The organism is Imperialibacter roseus, from assembly GCF_032999765.1.
GTDB lineage: Bacteria > Bacteroidota > Bacteroidia > Cytophagales > Cyclobacteriaceae > Imperialibacter > Imperialibacter roseus.
Genome location: NZ_CP136051.1, coordinates 3,501,798 through 3,520,866 on the forward strand (window position 1 = coordinate 3,501,798; position 19,069 = coordinate 3,520,866).

17 protein-coding genes are annotated in these 19,069 nt (G+C 47.3%); 13 read left to right on the top strand and 4 right to left on the bottom strand.

Going from position 1 to position 19,069, the window contains the following annotated elements; translation table 11 throughout:
• Positions 1–15: 15 nt before the first annotated feature.
• The 6 genes from RT717_RS14510 to RT717_RS14535 all read left to right on the top strand — a co-directional run bounded on the left by RT717_RS14510 (position 16) and on the right by RT717_RS14535 (position 4,502).
• A complete protein-coding gene (locus RT717_RS14510; RefSeq protein ID WP_317487102.1) occupies positions 16–1,350 on the top strand; it encodes a lipopolysaccharide biosynthesis protein in 1,335 nt (444 codons plus the stop codon).
• Between the two features lie 61 nt (positions 1,351–1,411).
• Positions 1,412–2,302 (top strand): glycosyltransferase family 2 protein, encoded by an 891-nt coding sequence (locus RT717_RS14515; RefSeq protein WP_317487103.1) that lies wholly within the window; start codon positions 1,412–1,414, stop codon positions 2,300–2,302.
• Positions 2,303–2,411: 109 nt separating this feature from the next.
• Positions 2,412–3,056: an SRPBCC family protein gene (locus RT717_RS14520; protein WP_317487104.1), complete on the top strand. Its 645-nt coding sequence runs from the start codon at positions 2,412–2,414 to the stop codon at positions 3,054–3,056.
• A gap of 537 nt (positions 3,057–3,593) precedes the next feature.
• Positions 3,594–3,806: a hypothetical protein gene (locus RT717_RS14525; RefSeq protein WP_317487105.1), complete on the top strand. Its 213-nt coding sequence runs from the start codon at positions 3,594–3,596 to the stop codon at positions 3,804–3,806.
• Positions 3,803–4,276, top strand: a complete 474-nt coding sequence (locus RT717_RS14530; protein WP_317487106.1) for a nucleotidyltransferase — start codon at positions 3,803–3,805, stop codon at positions 4,274–4,276. The genes RT717_RS14525 and RT717_RS14530 overlap by 4 nt, the downstream gene beginning before the upstream one ends.
• Before the next feature lie 4 nt (positions 4,277–4,280).
• A complete protein-coding gene (locus tag RT717_RS14535) occupies positions 4,281–4,502 on the top strand; it encodes a DUF4287 domain-containing protein (RefSeq protein WP_317487107.1) in 222 nt (73 codons plus the stop codon).
• Positions 4,503–4,611: 109 nt separating this feature from the next.
• Here RT717_RS14535 and RT717_RS14540 read toward each other — a convergent pair whose 3' ends face one another.
• The gene (locus tag RT717_RS14540; protein WP_317487108.1) at positions 4,612–7,233 is read right to left on the bottom strand and encodes an ABC transporter permease; all 2,622 of its coding nucleotides are present in this window, start codon (positions 7,231–7,233) and stop codon (positions 4,612–4,614) included.
• 243 nt (positions 7,234–7,476) lie between these two features.
• On the opposite strand from RT717_RS14540, the gene RT717_RS28505 reads away from it, so the two are divergent.
• Complete coding sequence (locus RT717_RS28505) at positions 7,477–7,593, top strand: pentapeptide repeat-containing protein (protein ID WP_394854135.1); 117 nt, start codon at positions 7,477–7,479, stop codon at positions 7,591–7,593.
• Positions 7,594–8,043: 450 nt separating this feature from the next.
• Here RT717_RS28505 and RT717_RS14545 read toward each other — a convergent pair whose 3' ends face one another.
• The gene (locus RT717_RS14545; protein WP_317487109.1) at positions 8,044–8,379 is read right to left on the bottom strand and encodes a PadR family transcriptional regulator; all 336 of its coding nucleotides are present in this window, start codon (positions 8,377–8,379) and stop codon (positions 8,044–8,046) included.
• A gap of 248 nt (positions 8,380–8,627) precedes the next feature.
• On the opposite strand from RT717_RS14545, the gene RT717_RS14550 reads away from it, so the two are divergent.
• The 5 genes from RT717_RS14550 (at position 8,628) to RT717_RS14570 (ending at position 14,439) form a co-directional block, all read left to right on the top strand.
• Complete coding sequence (locus RT717_RS14550) at positions 8,628–10,391, top strand: DUF6119 family protein (protein WP_317487110.1); 1,764 nt, start codon at positions 8,628–8,630, stop codon at positions 10,389–10,391.
• A gap of 102 nt (positions 10,392–10,493) precedes the next feature.
• On the top strand, positions 10,494–10,910 hold the full coding sequence (locus RT717_RS14555; RefSeq protein WP_317487111.1) for a DUF3592 domain-containing protein: 417 nt from the start codon (positions 10,494–10,496) through the stop codon (positions 10,908–10,910).
• A 501-nt stretch (positions 10,911–11,411) separates the two neighbouring features.
• Positions 11,412–12,770 carry a L,D-transpeptidase Cds6 family protein gene (locus tag RT717_RS14560; protein WP_317487112.1) on the top strand — a complete coding sequence of 453 codons (1,359 nt, stop codon included), beginning with the start codon at positions 11,412–11,414 and terminating at the stop codon, positions 12,768–12,770.
• 53 nt (positions 12,771–12,823) lie between these two features.
• A complete protein-coding gene (locus RT717_RS14565) occupies positions 12,824–13,258 on the top strand; it encodes an HU family DNA-binding protein (RefSeq protein ID WP_317487113.1) in 435 nt (144 codons plus the stop codon).
• Positions 13,255–14,439 (top strand): carboxypeptidase-like regulatory domain-containing protein, encoded by a 1,185-nt coding sequence (locus tag RT717_RS14570; protein ID WP_317487114.1) that lies wholly within the window; start codon positions 13,255–13,257, stop codon positions 14,437–14,439. Before RT717_RS14565 ends, RT717_RS14570 begins: the two co-directional genes overlap by 4 nt.
• Before the next feature lie 204 nt (positions 14,440–14,643).
• Here RT717_RS14570 and RT717_RS14575 read toward each other — a convergent pair whose 3' ends face one another.
• On the bottom strand, positions 14,644–15,174 hold the full coding sequence (locus tag RT717_RS14575) for an REP-associated tyrosine transposase (RefSeq protein WP_317487115.1): 531 nt from the start codon (positions 15,172–15,174) through the stop codon (positions 14,644–14,646).
• 136 nt (positions 15,175–15,310) lie between these two features.
• Positions 15,311–17,860, bottom strand: a complete 2,550-nt coding sequence (locus RT717_RS14580; protein WP_317487116.1) for a zinc-dependent metalloprotease — start codon at positions 17,858–17,860, stop codon at positions 15,311–15,313.
• 176 nt (positions 17,861–18,036) lie between these two features.
• Between RT717_RS14580 and yiaK the strand changes: the two genes are divergently transcribed.
• A complete protein-coding gene (gene yiaK / locus RT717_RS14585; protein WP_317487117.1) occupies positions 18,037–19,041 on the top strand; it encodes a 3-dehydro-L-gulonate 2-dehydrogenase in 1,005 nt (334 codons plus the stop codon).
• Positions 19,042–19,069: the final 28 nt, after the last annotated feature.

Genomic DNA, 19,069 nt, shown 5'->3' on the forward strand with positions numbered 1-19,069 from the left:
AAGGCTTACTTGCTAATGATTTCATTCAGAAACAAAATATGGTCACTACTAAACAACGGGATTGAGTTTGCTCTGGGCATAGGCCTGGTCGCAGCCATCACCCGGATGTATAGTACCGAAGACACAGGAGCCTGGTTCCTGTTCATCGCCATATTTGCTATGGCAGGCAGCCTCAGAGATGCCCTCATTCAGTCGGCCATGGTGAAAAGCACCGCTGGCATAACTGGTAGCTCAGCCCACAGCTCGCTAAAGACCAACCTTACGGTGATGATCTCTTTTGAATTGGTTACAAGCCTCGTCATCGTTGTGGTAAGTTTATTTCTGGGCACAATCCTTGGCAAGTTCCTCCTCTTCTACCCCTTGTATGCTATTCCGAATGCATGGTTTCGCTGGCAGGTATTTTACCTGAGAAGCCAATTGCAGATCAAAGAGATATTTATTACTAATCTACTTAACCTTTGCACCATCATCGTTTTGTTCGTTCTACTCTACCTGAACAAAGCGGAAGTCATTTACCTCGTGCCTACTATGGGAGCCGGGAGCATTGCAGGCGGCATTTTTGCCTCATTCTTCCTTCCTTACAGGCAAATCATCAAGGCGACCACGGCAAAGGAAAATCTGAAGCTTATTCGTCATTTTGGTTTTTTTGCCATGCTGCGGGAAGCTACCTCAGCGGTATCATCAAGAATTAGCCTGTTTTACTCCAGTGCGCTCCTTAGCCTGCAGCAAACGGCTTTCCTTGGGGTATCACAACGCTTTTCCCAAATCGCTCTTTTGCCCAACAACGCCTTCCAGTCTATCCTTTTTCCCAGCCTGGTAATGCATGTGAACAAAGGCGACCTGAAAGCAGCCAAACACACATTCGAAGATTCTATTGCCCAGCTTCTGGCCTTCACCATTCCATTTGCAATAACTGGCGTTTTCTTATCGCCTTTTATTCTGGAATTGGTGAGTGGTCCAGAATATAGACAATCCTGGTCCATACTAGCCATTTACCTTCTGCTGGCTACCATCATAACGCCTTTTGGCGCAGCCTTTGGCAGCATGGTGACTGCCATGGGAAAACCTCAGATGGCATTCCGCATTGTGCTGGTTAACAGCATATTGAATATCGGCATTGGCTACCTGCTCATGAGCGTCATTGGCCTGATGGGCGCCCCGCTTTCTATGGCCGTTACTGAGCTGGGAGGATTTATCTGGATTGGAACAATACTCAAAAAAGAGGCTGACATCAGCATCGTTTCCACATTTGCAAAAATTCCGGGTATCTACCTGAAAAGCACCGGAAAAGTGCTCGGGCTGCTGAAAAAGTCAGAGGCACCCATAAAAACGACGGAGGTGATCAAATGAAGAAGCTAATAACGACTGCCGGATATGCCGTCTTCACTCTAAGACATAAAAGAATTTAGCTATGGATATTTCGGTAATAATTGCGACCTATAACAGAAAGGATTCTCTAAAAGAAACCCTGGATGCACTTAGCCGCCAGAACTTCTGCCATCTGTCTTACGAGGTGATTGTGATCAACGATGGCTCCACCGACGGAACGGTTGAATTGCTTGAAGAATATTCGGTTTTTGGCACCATAGGCCTAAGATTCTTCAACCAACAAAACCAGGGGCCGGCTGCGGCACGGAATCTAGGGATTCAGTATGCAAAAGGAAGAATAGTCGCCTTCACTGACGACGACTGCATTCCTTCACAAAACTGGCTATGTACGATTGATGCTCAATTTAAGAATAGCAACATAGTGGGTTTGCAGGGAAGCACTTTTACTGATAAAGACAAAATTACGCCTCTCACACACCAGATAGATAATACGCAGGGCAACAAAAGCGTTCCTACCTGTAACGCTGCCTACCTGAAGAGTGCTCTAGACGCCATTGACGGATTCGATACGGAATTTCCTTTTCCGCACAACGAAGACGCCGACCTGGCCTGGAGAATACAAAAAACCGGAGAGATTGGATTCTGCGCTGATATGCTTGTATATCACCCACCCCGCATGGACACCTTTACGAAGGTTTCCAAAAGGATGAAGATCATGGAGAGTGAGTTCCGCCTATTCTACAAGGACCCGGAAAGCTACCGGAAAAACAGAGGCACCTCACCCTGGCAAATCATCTACTGGGAGGTAATGGTAAAGACACAATGGTATTACTTCAAAACAAGGTTTAAGTACCTGAAAAGACCGAAGCTGATGTTTCAGGGACTGGCCCTGACTTTCATTTGGTGGTGGGACCTGATCAGGTTTTATCCAAAGTTTTGGAATGCCAACAAAGTACATAAGAAAATGTTTTGAGTGGTTTTAGAGTAGGTTTGGGGAAAAGGCACCTCATTTTGAGCGTGCCTTTTTTATTTTGAATTTTGTATCTTGATGCTGCAATGCTGAGATACAATACTGACATATAATGCTTAGATATTTTTTTTATAGTCTGCTTACAACACTTTTTCTTATCGGTTTTACCTGCCATTCCCAGCCTCGGTGGACTGTGCTGGAGGAACTTAACGGCATTACGCTCTACGAGTCAGACCAAAAATGCGACACACTGAGGAATTTCATGGCCGTTTTCACAGTACCGGCCAGCGTCAAAACATGCGTCAACATCCTGTACAATAACGAATTCCATACCGACTTCATGGATGGTATGAAGAGCAGCGAGCTTATAAAATATCACCACGAAAAGTTACTTGTCTTCTATCAGGTGATCGATTTGCCATGGCCGATTCCCAACCGTGACATGGTAACCCTGGCTACTTTCGAACACACGCCCGACTTCAAAACTGTGACAGTGAACCTCCGGTCGTCGCCTGAAGAAAAAGCACCCACTTCTATGACCAGAGTGAACGTACCTGAACGGGAATGGAGCTTCTCCAAAAATGGAGAGTTTTCAACTCACGTAACCTACACCTACCGTACCAATCCCAGCCATTTTCCTTCATTGCTGGAAGATACCTTCACCATCGACGGCCCTATGAAAATGATGAGCGGATTCAAAGACCTGGCTACTAAAGAAAGCCGCACACCAGTAAATTTGGTTTGGATCAGGGATTGAAACGCAGGTGTCGGCAAGACCGCTTGGCAGGATGGGGCTGGCTCAGGGGTGCCCGGCTTAGGGGTGCCCGGCTTAGGGGTGCCCGGCTTAGGGCTTGAAAGGTAGCTATCGGCACGGCTACAACATACAAGGCCTGTAGTCGTCAGGTGTCGGCACGGCCAATTAGCCTCTCTGAAAGAGCCGTCAGACACCGGGGGGCTACGGTTTTCCGTCTCCATACTTCCGCCATTTACTATTCCTCAAAAGGAGCTTCATGGCCACAAAGGCACGAAGACACCAAGGATGCACACAATCTTTCTGGTCGGCCGAAGCTTTAGCGAAGGTGGGTCGTCCGCCGAAGCTTTAGCGTAGTCGGGATTGTCCCTGGATTTACCCTCACACCAGACTACTCATACCTCAGCGAATCCATAATTAACCTATGGTTTTAACCAAACTTCCATTCAAAACCTTAAATTGCATTAGAAAGAGATGAGCAGGGTTATTTGAGATCATGATCAATAGCCGCAATCAGAAAGACAAATATCTCTAAAAGAACAAATGCCAACCTCTACTCAAAAGAAAAAGCGAATCACCATTATGGACTCATTCGAGCAAATGAACGAATCCGACATCCAGGAAATGGCTGCTACCTCTCCATATGAGCGAATCAAAAACACGGTTGACTTAACACTGAGAGCTTATGGGATCACAAGGGCCCAGCTTTCGAAAAGGGGGCATCCTACGAGGGTTGAGATCACCAGGAACGAATGAATCTTTTTGTAGAGTCGCATCAAAAGTTACTCCAACTGCTAAGAAAGGCTGAAGTAGATTTTATCATTATTGGTGGCTACTCCGTCATTTTTCACGGATATGCTAGAACAACCGGCGATATCGACATTTGGCTAAAGCCCGATAATGTCAATAAAGCCAAACTGCTACAGGCACTCAGATGGTATGGCATAGAAGAAGACTCCCTGGGGGAACTGAACCAATTAGATTTCGCCAAGACAGTTTTCTTTAAGATTGGTGACGTACCAGAGCGGATCGATTTTCTTACCAAAATCAACCTTATTGACTACGAAACAGCGAATAGAGAAAAAGTACTGGCCAATCTGGACGACATAACGATTCCCTTTCTGCACCTCAACCACCTCATCTTGTCGAAATTGAATACCGGACGTCCACAGGATCAGGCAGATATAGAAATGCTTCAAAAGATTCAAAAGAATAAGAAAAACTAATAATATGTCATTTCAAGCTTATATCGACAATATCAAAACCAAAACGAGCAAGAGCCCCGAAGATTTTAAGAAAGAGCTGGAGGGCGACGGCTTACTGTTGCCTGATATGAAAGCCACTGATTTGGTCAGCTGGTTAAAACAGACCTATGAGCTTGGCCACGGGCACTCCATGGCCATTTGGGCAGTGTTTAAATCGAAGGGCTGGGTGGCTTCCCCAAAAAAATAAGACTTTTGGACACGCCCAACTACAGGTAGTATCTGATTGTCGGACTGTCTGACTGTCCGATTGTGCAACTCAATTCACTTTCGCACTCCTAGCTCTCCCGCTCTCCCCCTTACTCATACCTCAAACTATCCGATGGGTTCGCCGTTGCCGCCCTGAACGCCTGCAAACCCACCATGGCAAACGCCAGCATGATGAAAAACACGGATGGCAGCACATACGTCAAAGCCCCGGGTATGATGTGGTACTCAAAGTTGGCCAACCATTCGCCGATGGCATAGATGCTCAAAGGAACAGTCACTACTATGGCAATACCCACCATCACCACAAACTGGCGGCTCAGCAGCCCCAAAATGCCCTGGTTGCTGGCTCCCAGCACCTTGCGGATCCCAATCTCTTTGGTACGGCGCTGCACTTCAATAGCGGCCAGCCCCAGCAAGCCAATGCAGGAAATCATGATCGCCAGCACTGAAAATACTCTGAAGATTTTGAACATGCTGTACTCCTCTTTGTAGAGTGCATCGATGCGGTCGTCGAGAAAGCGGTAATGGAAGATGCTGGCTGGCGCTACCTCCTGCACAAAATTTTCGAGGTAAGCCACCGTCTGTGGCACATTCTCTGCGTCTATTTCCACCAGCATATAGCCTGTCCACCACGGTTTGTACTCGATCACCAGCGGTTCTACCTCCCTGTGTAGGGAGTAGTAATGAATATCGTCGATCATGCCGATAATAGGCCCTCGCTCATTCCTTGTCATTTGCTCGGCCATTTCTCCCACGGGGTTTTCTATCCCCCACAGGTCAGCCAGCTTTTTGTTGATGATGTAGACACCTCCCGTGTCAGCTTTCGGCTGAAATGTGCGCCCCGACAGCAGCTCAATGTCCAGGGTGCTGAGAAAGCCCTCATCTACCCGCAGCACATTGACCGAAGGATAGTCGGCATCCGGATCCATGGAGGCCAGACGGAAGCCCTCCACACTCAGCTGGTCACCCATCAGGTTCGACGACAGGCTCACATCCTCAATGGCGGGGTTTTGCTTCAGCCGGGCAAACAGGCTCTCCCTGTTTTCCACCAGCTGCTCTTTCATTTTGCCGTAGGTTTTCACTGCCACCACATGACTGGCGGAAAAGCCCAGGTCTTTGTCTCGCACAAAGTTCATTTGCTCCGTTACCGCTACCGTGCTGATGATAATGAACAGCGACAGCACAAACTGGAACACCACCAGCCCTTTGCGGAAACCCGATACACCACTGGTGCGGGCATCCCGCTTGGCGGAAAGGGCTTTGGTTGCCGTAAAACCGGACACCACCAGCGCAGGGTACGCCCCGGCCAGCAGGCCAATCAACAACACAATGCCCGCCACAAAGGCCAGGTATTTCAGCTCCAGCAGTTGTACGGCCTCAATGCCTGAGCCCGCCAGGGAATTGTAAAACGGCATAGCAATGGCGCAAAGCACCAAAGCTACGAGCGCCGACAGCGCCGACGTAAGCATGCTCTCGCCAAGGAACTGCTGCAATAGCTGTCCCCGTTTGGCACCCATCACCTTGCGCATGCCTATCTCCTTGATGCGGCGCATGGAGATGGTGACGAAGATATTGACAAAGTTGACGCAGGCGATGATAGTAATGAACACTGCCAGCGTGATGAAAATATAGATATAAGTAGCGCTGGAGTTAGGGCCCATCTCCTGAATCTTGTTTGACTGCAGGTGGATGTCGGTCAGCGGCATAAGCTCGTAGAAGAAATTTTCCGCCTTTACCTCTGCCATTCCTTCTTCTGTAATTTGCCTGTAGTCGATTTGAAAGTCGAGCATTTTGGTCATGGCGCTTTCGGCTTGCTGCTGGTTGTCGAACAACACATAGGTGTACATAACCATCCAGCCTTTGTTACTGTACCAGTCGGCATCTACCCATTTCATAAAAGTGGGCATGGAAACCAGTAGCTCGGCTTTAATATGAGAGTTGGCTGGCAGGTCTTTGATCACGCCGGTCACTTCAAACTTATCGCTCTCATTCAGCTCGATGGTTTGGCCAACCGGGTTGTCTGTTCCAAACACTTTTTTCGCCAGCGACTCGGTAAGAAGAGTGGTGCCGGGCCGGGTGAGGGCGCCTTCGGCAGTGCCGTTTACAAACTGGTAGTCAAACATATCAATGGCTGATTGATCGGCCAGGTACACATGCTCTACGTCGAAGAAGTCTTCGCCCACATTGAGCACAGTAAGCTCCCCGCCAAAGTCTGCAAAGCGGCAAAACTCCTTCACCTCCGGCATATAGGCTTTAAAAGCCTCTCCCTGGGTAGGCGACGACTTGGCCCAGGTGGTAGCGGCCAGGCGGTAGATATTGTCATGCTTGGGATAGGCTTTATCAAAGCTCAGCTCTTTGTCCACATGCAGGAAGATCATCAAGCTAACGGCGATACCAACAGATAAGCCAACGATGTTAGCCAGTGTATACAGCTTTTGGCGGGCCATGTTGCGGCCGGCGATTTTGAGGTAATGGGTGATCATAGTCATTTGATTAGTCTTTATTTGAGTTTTCCTTATTCGTGCATTGTACATTCTCAGGAACATGAGCCCGTTGACTACATATAGCCAACTAGCCTTCCTCGCTCCATTTTCCTCCACCCAGCGGTCAAACAGCTCGAGCAAATCGCCACGAATCTCGTTGGCGTATTCCCCACTGCAGTACCAGTCGAGCAGGCGATTGATCCATTGAGGTGGTTGTTGTTGTTTCATGCTTTTTATTTTCCCGCAGGCTCATTTTTTTGTGTCTCGCAAATCCCCGTGAGGGGGAAGCACTAAGGCGCAAAGTCTTCAGTCTCTCAGTCTTGTTTACTTTACTGCGTTAGAGACTCTCTGACTGTCCGACTCTCTGACTGTCCGACAGTCCGACTTTCTCTTGTAACCAATTTTGTTCCCGGTTGTGTCTTCACGCCGGGCTTTCACGCATCTCAAGGATGGGGCTTCACCGCCGTCCTTATTCTATTTCGCCCCTTCAGGGGCGCCCGGCTTAGGGGCGCCCGGCTTAGGGGCGCCCGGCTTAGGGGTGCCCGGCTTAGGGGTGCCCGGCTTAGGGGTGCCCGGCTCAGGGCTTGAAATCAGGTACCGGATCGGCTACCCCGTAAAGGCAGTCGAAACCAGGTTCGTTAGGTGTCGGCACGGCCAACTAGCCACCCTGAAAGAGCCGTCAGACACCGGGTGTTACCGTTATCGTCTCCTTGCCTTCACTGTTTCAAACTCTTTGCTCCCGGCTGTGTCTTCACACCGGGCTTCACACATCTCAAGGATGGGGCTTCACCGCCATCCTTTTTTTATTACGCCCCTGCAGGGCTTGAAACCCAGAGTCACTCTCCCACCCTTCACTTCCGTCTCCCGTCTTCGGTCTTCAAACTTCCGTCTCCCGTCTCCTCACTCAGTTACCATTCCCCCCACTCTCAACTTCTTCTACCAACCCGGCGGCTGAAGGCTCCCTGCCCACTTACCATCCCCACCGTACCGACGCCTCCGCAGCTATCTCCCGTCTTCGGTCTTCAAACTTCCGTCTCCTCACTTCCCCCCCTCCCAAATCACCTTCGGAATATCACTCCACATCCCATTCCTCAACTCTCTGGCCTCGTTGATTACGTTTTTGCCATAAGCTGTTAATTCGAAAAGCCTCTTCGTACGCCCTCCTCTCTCCTCAGTGGCTCCGCCCATTTCAGATTGTAGAAAGCCTTTCTCCTGCAGCCGGATCAGCGTGGAGTGCACGGTGCTGATGGTAGCCGAGCGCCCGGTACGGTTTTCTATTTCATCTTTGATCGACAGGCCATAAGCCTCGGGGTACAGCACCCCCACCGCCAGCAGGCAGAGCTCTTCAAATTCTCCTATGGAAGTTCCTTTCATGACAATGGTTTACGTCAAAGGTAATTATTAGTTTCGATTTTGCCGATATAATGAAAAAAGTTTTACAGTTTCATTGATTCGCAGAGGCTACACCGAGCCAATACGTGCCCATAGGATATGTACTTGATAAAGTGTACATTTATGTAGGGAAAAAAATTATCTGAATATATATAAATAATATCCTTTTAAAGAAAAAAATAGCATTGGCATCTAAAAGTTCAGCGTATTAATTAAATTACTTAGCTAGTATGATACATTCAAGTAATCACGACATCAAAGTGTATCAAATAAATACTAGCTTTCACGAGCTTAATGATAAAATCACCTCGCAAGAAAAAGTTGATCATATAATTAATGACCACAAAGAAAGATTTGAATCTCCGTATGATGTAGAGGATCAGAGGTCAAGCCTAGTTAAAGATCAAATTACATATTTTTTGTACGTTTTTAACGAGGTTGATAAACAGTCGATTTGGAAAAAATTTCTTCCCAAAGAAATGACCCAGGAGCATGACTTCAGCATTCAAAGTAGCTCCTTTGCTCTTTTCATTGTTATTGATTCAGAAATTTTTGCTCTAATTGGAGGTAAAGGAATCTCTGTTATAAAAAAATATATCAACCATTCGTTTGGGTTAGATTTGTACGAAAAAATTGCCGATCCCGAAAATGACATAGTGCACTCGCAAATGTCGAGAGGAATAACGGGAAATTTAACGTCAGAGCAGCGAACATATAGAAATGAGCAAAAACTTTCAGACTCACTATCAATTGGACGAGTCCCTAATAAATTTTACTTGGTATTACGGCAAGACCTAAAAGATTCGGTTTTTGATTTTATTAACTTCGATCAAGATGAAAACATCTACTTGGAAATTGGGTCGTCTTTTTGTTTAAAATGGCGACTTTCTTTTGAGCAAACTCATAGTCTGATCGTAAAGATTGTTGAGATCCAAAAAATTGGAACAGGGAAACCACTAAGCCGATTTGACAGAGTCAGAGACTTTAAGTTCTGCAAGGAGAATCTAGAAATGGCCCTTTATGATCACCTAAGAAATGATATGGTGAGACAAAATACGCCGGGGTCAAGCACTTCAAATAACCTAGATTACGATTTTGTTCACCCCCAAAAATTGCAGATATTTTACGAATGTGATATATATGCAGCCTACACAAAGAATTCAAAAAAACCATTTTATGAGACTCGTGATAGAACAAAATTGTATTCTTCTGTACTAAAGTACCTCTACTCAATTGTTGATCCACAGGATGCTTGGAGTTTTATTAGACACCTTTCTGGAGTAAGAATTAGGGGCTTCGTTGGAGAGGTAAAGAAAACTGAGGCAATGTTTATAAATCATCTAACCTGTGAAATTGCCATTGGTGGCAGTCCATACTTTTTGATTGACACGATCTGGTATCAAGTACGAGGTGACTTCATTGAAACAATCAACAACCAATGTGCTTCTATCCTTTCAGTGAATGAATTAACCCCTAATCCTTTAGACAAGCCCTGGCCCTTGGGAATGGACGAGGGAGAATATAACTTGAAATACCTAACAGACGATAGCTTTTTAGTCCTCGACAAAATTCTAGGTCAGAATATTGAATTATGTGATCTTTTGTATGAAACCGAAAGTACCACTTATTTGATTCACGTAAAAGAAGGCTTTGATGCTAAGATAAGGGATGTCACAAACCAAGTCTCGATTTCCGCAAATCGCCTTTGGAACGATATAAAATCTGATAAAAAATTCATCAATAGTATCTACGATCGCTATTCAGTTAGCGAAAACTTTTTTTATAACCAGATCTCTAGGGATGACTTTCATTTGAAATTTACTAAAGAGATCATTTTTGTAATAGCATTTTGTCATAACCGAGTTGATAAAAAAGTAGCTCAAAATGTCCAAGATTTTAAATCCAACATTGCTAAATTCTCCATCATTCAAACCTTAACAGAAATGCAGAGCACGAACTACCCTGCAAGAGTGGTTGAAATACCGAGAATTTAATCACTTAGATTTCTGCAAATAAATATAGTAAATAACAAATAGCGATGGATTTCAAATCTATCCGTGCATTCAATATTGTAACAACTCCAGAAACCCAACCCAATGTTTATCGAACTCATCATCCTTGCTGTTTCATTCGCTCTTTTGGCGGGAGGTGCCCTCTACTGGCAGAAGTCCTACCACCTGTTGAACAACGGCAAAAAGGTTGAGTCAACGATAGTGGGTAACCATTTTGAGCCTAGCAGGCAGGGCGGTGTGTACTACCCTGTCGTCCAATTCTTGACAGACAAACAAGAATCGGTCACGCAGCAATTGACGATTGGCTTCAAGCCCAAAAGAGCTGAAGGTGGGAAAGTGGACATTATCTACGACCCGGACGACCCTAGCAATATTGAAATTGATTCGACTATTATGATTGAGATTTTACCCAGGCTTCTCGTTGCCATTGGCTTGTGTAGCCTCATTTTTGGACTCTTAGAGATTTTGGATATTACTCAGATACTTGAGAGTATTCACTGAAAAAATCGTGTTCAGAGAGAGCAGGCTTGCAATAACAAAAGCGTCGACAAAAGCCAAATCTCCCTCATCTTTCTCTCCTATTTTTCGTACATTACTACAGGAGACAAACATTTCGCTGCTTTTCTCCACTGATTTCTTTGCAGCGCATCAAAACCCTCTATGCTGCGCACCACTCACTATCTATGCTGCCCACCACTGACTATGTATGGTGCGCACCGTAGCCTCCTGTTAAGCCGTTTACTCACCTCTGATAAGCCTTTGTCTCGACTCTTTTAACGCCTTTGCTGTATATGTGATAAGCGCTTGTCACCTACTCACACAAGCCCTTTACCCCAACCCGTTTAAGCCTTTAACATATACCCTGCATTGCTCAATCGCAGATTAACGCCCTCCTTTTGGCCCAACTAGGCAAATAGATTGCGAAAAGGCTGGGCAGATAATGTAAATCCTTTCATATATTTATTACCAAACATTGCCACCATTACTGTCATATATACTGAAATGAGAAGATTCACCAATTTTGTTGCTGCTGGGTTTATTACCCTGATCATATTCTCCTGTGGAACTAGCCCCCGATCAACAGAGGCAAGAAATCCCGAAACGGCCGTCGCAGAGGTTGCCTCAGCCGCAGTAAGTAATATCGAAGAGGAGCTATTCAATGTGATCCAGGATTGGGTAAAGTCACAAAATCAGGGAGATTTCGAAAAATACAAATCCTTCTATGCAGCCTCGTTTTCAGGAGTGAAAAGAGCAGGTGCCAACGAATACAAGTACGACGTCAAAGGCTGGCTGAAAGACAGGGAGCGCATGTTTCAGAAGGAAATGAATGTTGAAGCACGCTATCTGCTCATCAATTATCATCAAGCGCCGTACCGGGTCAACTTTCAGCAGCTTTGGCAAAGTGGCAGCTTTAGTGATTACGGACCAAAACTAGTAAAAATCGACAGCGTGGATGGAAAGCTGAAAATCGTTAGTGAAGAAATGCTGACTTCCAGGGTAATGGCCACCAGCAATGATACCTACGATGCCCTGGCACATCGCAATTTCTACATCCGTGAGGGAACCAACATCTTTTTAAATCAATCTTTCGAACCAGCAGATATTATAAAGACCACCAAAAAATGCGCTGACTTCTCTAGTGAATATGGTTTGTGTGTAAAAATTCACCAACATGCCATTAATCAAGCTGACTTACCTGACACCCTTTTGAGCTTACTAGATAGAAAGGTCATGTTGGGTAATATTAGTTCTGATCGACTCTCCAATGGCTTCACCGATGAATTCAGAACGGTCAGGGAAGAACTAGTAGACAGCTTGCCTGGGATATTTTTGCCAGCGGGCATATTTGATATCAGGTACGATTGGCGTGGGGGAGACTCAAAGTTTACCGACTTTCGTTCGTCTCTCCATTTGAGTGCCGAAGGAGAATCAGATATTGAAAGAGGGCAATGGGCATATGTATCGGATACTGAGCCGATCATTTTTACCAAACAAGAAATTAGAGACATTGACTTGAAAGCAAAGTACTCTTCCATGCTTGACAGCATCGATCAGTCGGATTTGCTTTTGTTCACTGCCAATGGATTGAAGTTTTTAGTCTCCTCCCATTATGAGAGTGCCTGTGGCGAGGTGAGCTATCACAATGTCAGGCTTTGGAACGTCACCAGAGAAGATGCGCCGTTGTTCGTAACAAACCTACCAGATTTACCAGCTATGATCCTTGACCTGGATAAAGACGATGACTTGGATATTTTGTACGAGGGACAGTTTTTCAACGATCCTTCATCTTATATACGATGGGAAATGCCCTACTACGGGCTTCAAGGGCAGGACACGGTTTTTCTTAGCTGTGGCTGCTAGATGGCGACGCTAGAGGTCAAAACTTAAGATTGATAACAACAAACTAAAAACCTATGTCAACCATCCCCTTCTATGTCACCGAAAAAGGCGAGCCCGGCAAACTCGGCGGCGGTACCCCCACCTACCACCCCGCCCTGCTGCCTCGCAGAAAAGCCACCGAAGCCGACGTAATGGAGCACCTGCAAAGCACCTACGGCATCCACCGCTCCGACTATAAACGGTTGACCATGGCCCTGCAGGAAACCATCGTGTATCTGCTTCAAGACCACAACCATATTGAACTCGGCGAGCTGGGTTTTATTGACCTGACTGTGCGCAGCACTGGCGAAGATGATCCTGCCAAAGTGACGGCACACAACATCACCAAACCCACCCTGCACCTACGGTTCAGCGAGGTCATTAACAGGGCCATTAAGTTATTGAAGTTCGAAAAAGCCGATGCCGGCCTCCTTAAAAAAGCGGGGAAAATACATGCAAAGAAAAGATGAAGAACCTCATTTGGATTTGCGGGTTTATTTGGAGCCTTGCCTTCCCCAATATGTCTTTTGGCCAGCAAATCAGTGGGATAGTACTAAGCGGCGAGGAGCAGGCTCCACTGCCTGGAGCCAATGTGCTGCTGGTGAACACCACTATAGGAACATCGACAGATGTGGAGGGTAAGTTTACGCTGAAGGGAGTGCCAGCCGGCCGCTTTACGCTCATGGTGAGTTATGTTGGGTATGAAAACCTTACAGTAGAAATACCGATTGAGGGGGTCAGTGCCTACCGACTTGTCCTCAAGCCCGACCCCAATTTTCTTGAAGAAGTAACTGTGCAGGAACGCCGCCCCAAAAAACAGCAGTGGCTGCACCACCTGGCCCTGTTCACTAAATACTTTGTAGGAGAAGGCGAGTTTGCTGCAGCATGCACCATTACCAATCCTGAGGTGCTGCACTTTGACAAATCAGGTAACAAGCTGAGCGCCCATGCCACTGAGCCTGTCGTCATCGAAAACAAGGCGCTGGGGTACGTGATCCATTACTACCTGGAGTATTTCGACTTTGACATGGCTCACTACCGGATCAATTATGATGGCTACCCGGCATTCAAAGAGATGACACCAGAAAGCGAAGAGCAAAAAACAGCCTGGCTACAGGCAAGGGAGGAAGCCTATAAGGGGTCGATGATGCACTTTATGAGGGCTTTTCATAGCAAAAGGCTTGTGGAAGAAGGGTTTGTGCTGAGGTCGATTGAGGAAGAAGTGAACCTCAAACAGGAAGTAAGGCAGGTGGCCGCCGTGGGTGACACCACCGTTACCTACCCGCAGGTTTTCAATAAAAAACATGCGGAATTCTACACCCAGCGCTACTCGTCGATCATGGACACTGTCAACTCTACGCCAGAACTACCTTTGCTGTCGTTCGACAAAATATTGGAAGTGAGGTACGTTGGCAAAAAAGAATCGTACAAGTACCAGCGGGCAAGACGGGCCTCCTCACAAGTTGGCTACGACAGGCCGCTTACGTCTTTTTTGACGCTACTTAAGCCTTCCGTCAGTGTGCAATCCGACGGCCAGTTCTTTTCATCGAAGGACATCTATTGCCAGGGCTACTGGACATGGGAACTAATGGCCAATGCCCTGCCGCTGGACTACTACCCTAGCGGCCCCACATCCATTATTGACTACTGACCATATCAGCACGCTTGCCTGCCTCTTGCTGTGGCGGCTTCAAAGGGCCTTCCATGGAAAGCCCTCTGAGTTACCTTACAAATTGTCATGAGTTCTACCTCGGATCCAGCGCCTGCTCAATACTCACGCTCTTCGGAATTTGCAATTCCGAAGCCCTATCGCAGGGTCTGTGACCCGATTATGAAACTTAAATAAGGAAGTTTTTTACCCAAAATGTACGAGCGGAATGCCCTCTTCCCTTATTCCATAATAATCTCGACAACTACTATGCAGGTACTCCTCTTCCTTTTCTACAATACCTGCCTTAACCGGGTTTTGATGTAAATAACGAAGCTTCGTATCAAAGAAATTTTGTGATGTTATCTCTTCGCCATGATAGCCCTCTTCCCAGAACCATATCTTTCCGTTATGGCTTAAGACCCTAAGAAGCCAGCCTCTTCTACTTTCCTTGGGATTCGATTCAATTGCTTTATAAATAGCCTTAGCAGTAAATTTCTTAAGATCACGGATAACATCGCTCAAGTTCAGATTTCGGGCTCGAATTATTAAGTGACAATGGTTGCTCATTATCACCCAACCAAAAACTTCTAAACCTTTGTTCACCTGACAATACTTCAAACTTTCGAGAAGCAGATCAACATACTCCTTCCGGGTAAAAACATCGACCCACTGATGGACTGTGAAAGTCACAAAATGAGCAGCACCCTGCTCTTTGATTGTATAGGCAAAACCCATAGAAATAATTTACCGTATGCGGATTGAAAATCCTACGATACACCTGCGGAATTATAAATTCCGAAGAGCTACAATACAAATAAAGCCTGTCCCTGCCGCTTCCTGATGCTGTTTCCTTTAGTTCATTCTGTAAGAATTACCTCGGATCCAGCGCCTGCTCAATGCGTTTCCTCAAGTCAGCCATGTGGTATTTGCTTACCTGATCCGCAGAACCGGTAGCCGCTGAGCTTAGCCATCCTTTGATGCGCTCCAAATGTCCCCTCGCCAGCGAAGGCACATCAGTCTGATCCAGGTCAACCTTGCGGGTATCGAAAGCATAGCCAGCGCCATTGGGGATAGAGCGAACAGTCACATCACCCGGCTCCAGCAGCTTGATCAGCTCGTCAACATAAATCTTCTGCAGATTACGACGATTGACCGTGATGTTGCTGCGTGACCGAACCTCCGACAAAATGCTGGCAGAAAGATCGGTGAACAGGTCATTCACAGAATAGTTGTTAGGGCTCTGAGCGCTGGTTTCAATCAACCGCACCAGCCTGTCGCCTTCCAGCAGTCTTGTAACGCCGTACTCCTGCAGCGCCGACAGCGACTCCACGCCAGACTCCGGCTTGATTTTGTTCAGCACCGACTGATCCATCAGCCAGGTGGGCGTAGTAAACAGTTGTTTGCTCAGGAAGTTGATGGCGTCTTTTTGCAGCGCCTTTGGCACCACTTCGTACACAGGACCTTCCATGTCGTAGGTTTTCGGCGAATCGTAAATACCACCAACGTTCTTGATCACATGGCCCATGTAGCGACGGTACTGGCTCAGCACGTTCCTGTAAATTTCTTCCAGTTCCTTATAAGCCTCTCCATCCTCAGCGCTCCATTCAATGAGCGATGGCATCAGTCTTTTCAGGTTCTCAATGCCGTAATCCGACGCCTTCATGGCATTGTCGCCCAGGTCTTCTGTCTGGTAGCGGGGATCATAAGGACTTATTTCCGTGCCAAACCACAGCCTGCGGTTTTTATAGGCTTCTTTAGTCCATGTGTTAAGCGTCGCCTTTGCCTGCTCCTCTGTTATGTCGTCGCCGAAGTAGCTATAGCCCCACTTGATCGCCCAAACGTCGTAGTCACCTATTCTGGGGAACAAATCCGTGACCCCATCACCAGGCTGCGCCACGTAGTTGAACCGGGCGTAATCCATGATGGACGAGGTATGGCCGTTTTGCACTACCCAATCTTTGTCTCTCAGCTTCTCCACCGGCGTGGCGGAGCTGGCGCCCATGTTGTGGCGGAGGCCTAGTGTATGTCCCACTTCATGTGACGACACGAAGCGAACCAGCTGCCCCATCAGCTCATCGGAAAACTCTTTGGAGCGTGCGTCTGGATCGACCGCCGCCGCTTGTATCATGTACCAGTTGCGCAGCAGGCGCATCACATTGTGGTACCACCCAATATGGCTTTCGATGATTTCGCCCGTCCGTGGGTCGTGCACATTAGGGCCATAGGCATTCTGGATATCGGCGGCAAAATACCTGATCACCGAGTAGCGGGCGTCCTCCAGGCTCATTGTCGAGTCGTCTTCGGGCCAGTATTCTCCCCTGATGGCATTTTTCCACCCGGCAGCCTCAAAAGCAATATTCCAGTCGTCGACGCCCTGCTTAAGGAATGGACGCCATTTCTCTGGCGTGGCAGGGTCGATGTAATAGACAATGGGCTTTTTTGGTTCAATCAACTCGCCATTCTTCTGCCTGGCTGCATCGTCGGCATTTTTTGGTTCCAGTCTCCAGCGAACTGCGAAAATATCCTCATCGGCCTTTTGCGACTCCTCTTCAAACAGCGAGTACTGGTTGTAGAAATAACCAACCCTGTAATCGAATGGTCGCTTCCGCATAGGGTTGGAAGGCAGCAGTACAAACGAGGTGTTCAATTCAAGCGTGACCACTCCCACCCCCACCGAGGCCGGGAAATAGGTGGTGCGTGGCCCTGTCGACGGCCCCGACTCCCGCTTGGGTGGATTGACGCCGAAGGTCTTTATCGTGCGAATTTCTGTATTGGTCGGGTAAGTCGATATTCTTTCAATGAACGAGGCTTCTTTTTTGAGGCTGGAGATATTGTATTCCTGCTTCGTTCTCGGGTCAACCGAAAAGGCTTGATTGTCGCCATCAAAAGTCGATGTCACATCAATTACATAGACAGAATCTTTCTTCAGTGCTTCTATTTTGAATGCGCCAATGATAGGCGCTGCATTGGAGTTGTCCACGGCACGAAACATGGGACTCAGGCTGTCGGGGCTCATCATCACATAGGTAATGGAGCGCAGCAGGATGTTGTCGTCGGGGCCTTTTTCCCACCTTACTACTTGCTCGTTTACCTCTTCACCACCAAACACATCGCCGCCAGCGGCAGTTTTTGTGTAGCGGGTAATCGCCATCAGCTCCTTGCCGAAAAGCGCCTCTGGAATTTCGAAGTAATACTTGTCTTTCTTCTGGTGAACAGTCATCAAACCTTTACTTGTGGTAAAAGTGCTGTCGATGAACTTTGCATAAGGCTTCGGGCCCTTGTCTTTGTCATCGTCCTTTTTGGCGGGCGCCACCTTTTCCGTGTCTTTGCCTTTGTTCTTTTTCTTGGATTTCTGAGCGTTGGCGGTGCCAAAACCAATAGCTAGCGCAGCTGCCAGCATGAGCGGAAGTAATCGTTTCATCTTGGGTTAATTAGATTAGTCTTATTTTGAAGGGCGGAAGATAGCGACAAAAGTCTTTTTGTCGTTACTATATTTTACTAAAAGGGGCCAGGAATTGTATCTTGGGTGCTGCAATCTCAGGGTTTTCGGATGTTTCAAAGCCCTGGGTTCAACGCTAACAAAAGTCAGAAAAAGCTATGCGCATACCATCAGGGCAAATGCAGGAAGTGCTCTACCAGCTGTTTATCAAATACCAATTTTCGGAAGAAAAAGCCCTTGTTCTGGCGAAGGCGCATACCGACAGCACACTCTCCGGCGTCAACTCACATGGCATCAACCGGGTGCCCCTTTTCATCAACTATATAGAAAAAGGGCTGATAAAAGTGGACGCCGAAGCCGAAAAAGCGGAAACTTTTGGCAGCATCGAAAGGTGGGATGGTCACTTTGGTTCCGGCGTCATTAATGCGACAAAGTGCACGAATCGGGCCATTGAGCTGGCCAAGCTACATGGCATGGGGCTGGTAGCGTTGCGCAACACCAATCACTGGATGCGAGGGGGCACCTACGGCTGGCAGGCTGCGGAAGCCGGTTGCATTTCTATTCTCTTTACCAATACGCAGCCCAACATGCCTCCCTGGGGCGGTAGAGACAGCCGAACAGGTAACAATCCCTTCGTCGTGTCCATACCACGACAGCAGGGGCACGTGGTGCTGGACATGGCCTTGTCTCAGTTTGCTTTCGGCAAAATCAACGACTACAAACTCAAAGGCGAGAAGCTACCGTTTCCCGGAGGCTGGGACGACAATGACGACCTATCGAACGACCCTGAAAAAATCCTGGCAAAGGAACGTGGGTTGCCCATAGGCTACTGGAAGGGATCTGCGATGTCGATGATCCTTGACATGCTGGCCACACTGCTGTCGGCAGGAGATTCCACCTACAGGGTAAGCCTGAGGGAGTATGAAATTGGCATTTCGCAGGTGTTTCTGTGCATCTACCCTGAAGTATTCAACGACAAAAGTCTGCAGGAAAAACTCCTCAACGAAATCATCGACTACACGCACAATGTGGAACCTATGCAGCCGGGTAACAGCACCTTCTACCCTGGGGAACGGGCATTGCAAACCAGGGCCAGCAATCTCAAAGATGGGATACCCGTCAGCGACGAAGTTTGGCAAACTGTGCTGGAGCTGCTGGGATAGACGTAGGCCAGTCTTTCCCTTTAAAAGA

Coding starts and splice junctions, on each gene's coding strand:
- RT717_RS14510 (WP_317487102.1), top strand. CDS start 16: ATGATTTCATTCAGAAACAAAATATGGTCACTACTAAACAACGGGATT.
- RT717_RS14515 (WP_317487103.1), top strand. CDS start 1,412: ATGGATATTTCGGTAATAATTGCGACCTATAACAGAAAGGATTCTCTA.
- RT717_RS14520 (WP_317487104.1), top strand. CDS start 2,412: ATGCTTAGATATTTTTTTTATAGTCTGCTTACAACACTTTTTCTTATC.
- RT717_RS14525 (WP_317487105.1), top strand. CDS start 3,594: ATGCCAACCTCTACTCAAAAGAAAAAGCGAATCACCATTATGGACTCA.
- RT717_RS14530 (WP_317487106.1), top strand. CDS start 3,803: ATGAATCTTTTTGTAGAGTCGCATCAAAAGTTACTCCAACTGCTAAGA.
- RT717_RS14535 (WP_317487107.1), top strand. CDS start 4,281: ATGTCATTTCAAGCTTATATCGACAATATCAAAACCAAAACGAGCAAG.
- RT717_RS14540 (WP_317487108.1), bottom strand. CDS start 7,233: ATGAAACAACAACAACCACCTCAATGGATCAATCGCCTGCTCGACTGG.
- RT717_RS14545 (WP_317487109.1), bottom strand. CDS start 8,379: ATGAAAGGAACTTCCATAGGAGAATTTGAAGAGCTCTGCCTGCTGGCG.
- RT717_RS14550 (WP_317487110.1), top strand. CDS start 8,628: ATGATACATTCAAGTAATCACGACATCAAAGTGTATCAAATAAATACT.
- RT717_RS14555 (WP_317487111.1), top strand. CDS start 10,494: ATGTTTATCGAACTCATCATCCTTGCTGTTTCATTCGCTCTTTTGGCG.
- RT717_RS14560 (WP_317487112.1), top strand. CDS start 11,412: ATGAGAAGATTCACCAATTTTGTTGCTGCTGGGTTTATTACCCTGATC.
- RT717_RS14565 (WP_317487113.1), top strand. CDS start 12,824: ATGTCAACCATCCCCTTCTATGTCACCGAAAAAGGCGAGCCCGGCAAA.
- RT717_RS14570 (WP_317487114.1), top strand. CDS start 13,255: ATGAAGAACCTCATTTGGATTTGCGGGTTTATTTGGAGCCTTGCCTTC.
- RT717_RS14575 (WP_317487115.1), bottom strand. CDS start 15,174: ATGGGTTTTGCCTATACAATCAAAGAGCAGGGTGCTGCTCATTTTGTG.
- RT717_RS14580 (WP_317487116.1), bottom strand. CDS start 17,860: ATGAAACGATTACTTCCGCTCATGCTGGCAGCTGCGCTAGCTATTGGT.
- yiaK (WP_317487117.1), top strand. CDS start 18,037: ATGCGCATACCATCAGGGCAAATGCAGGAAGTGCTCTACCAGCTGTTT.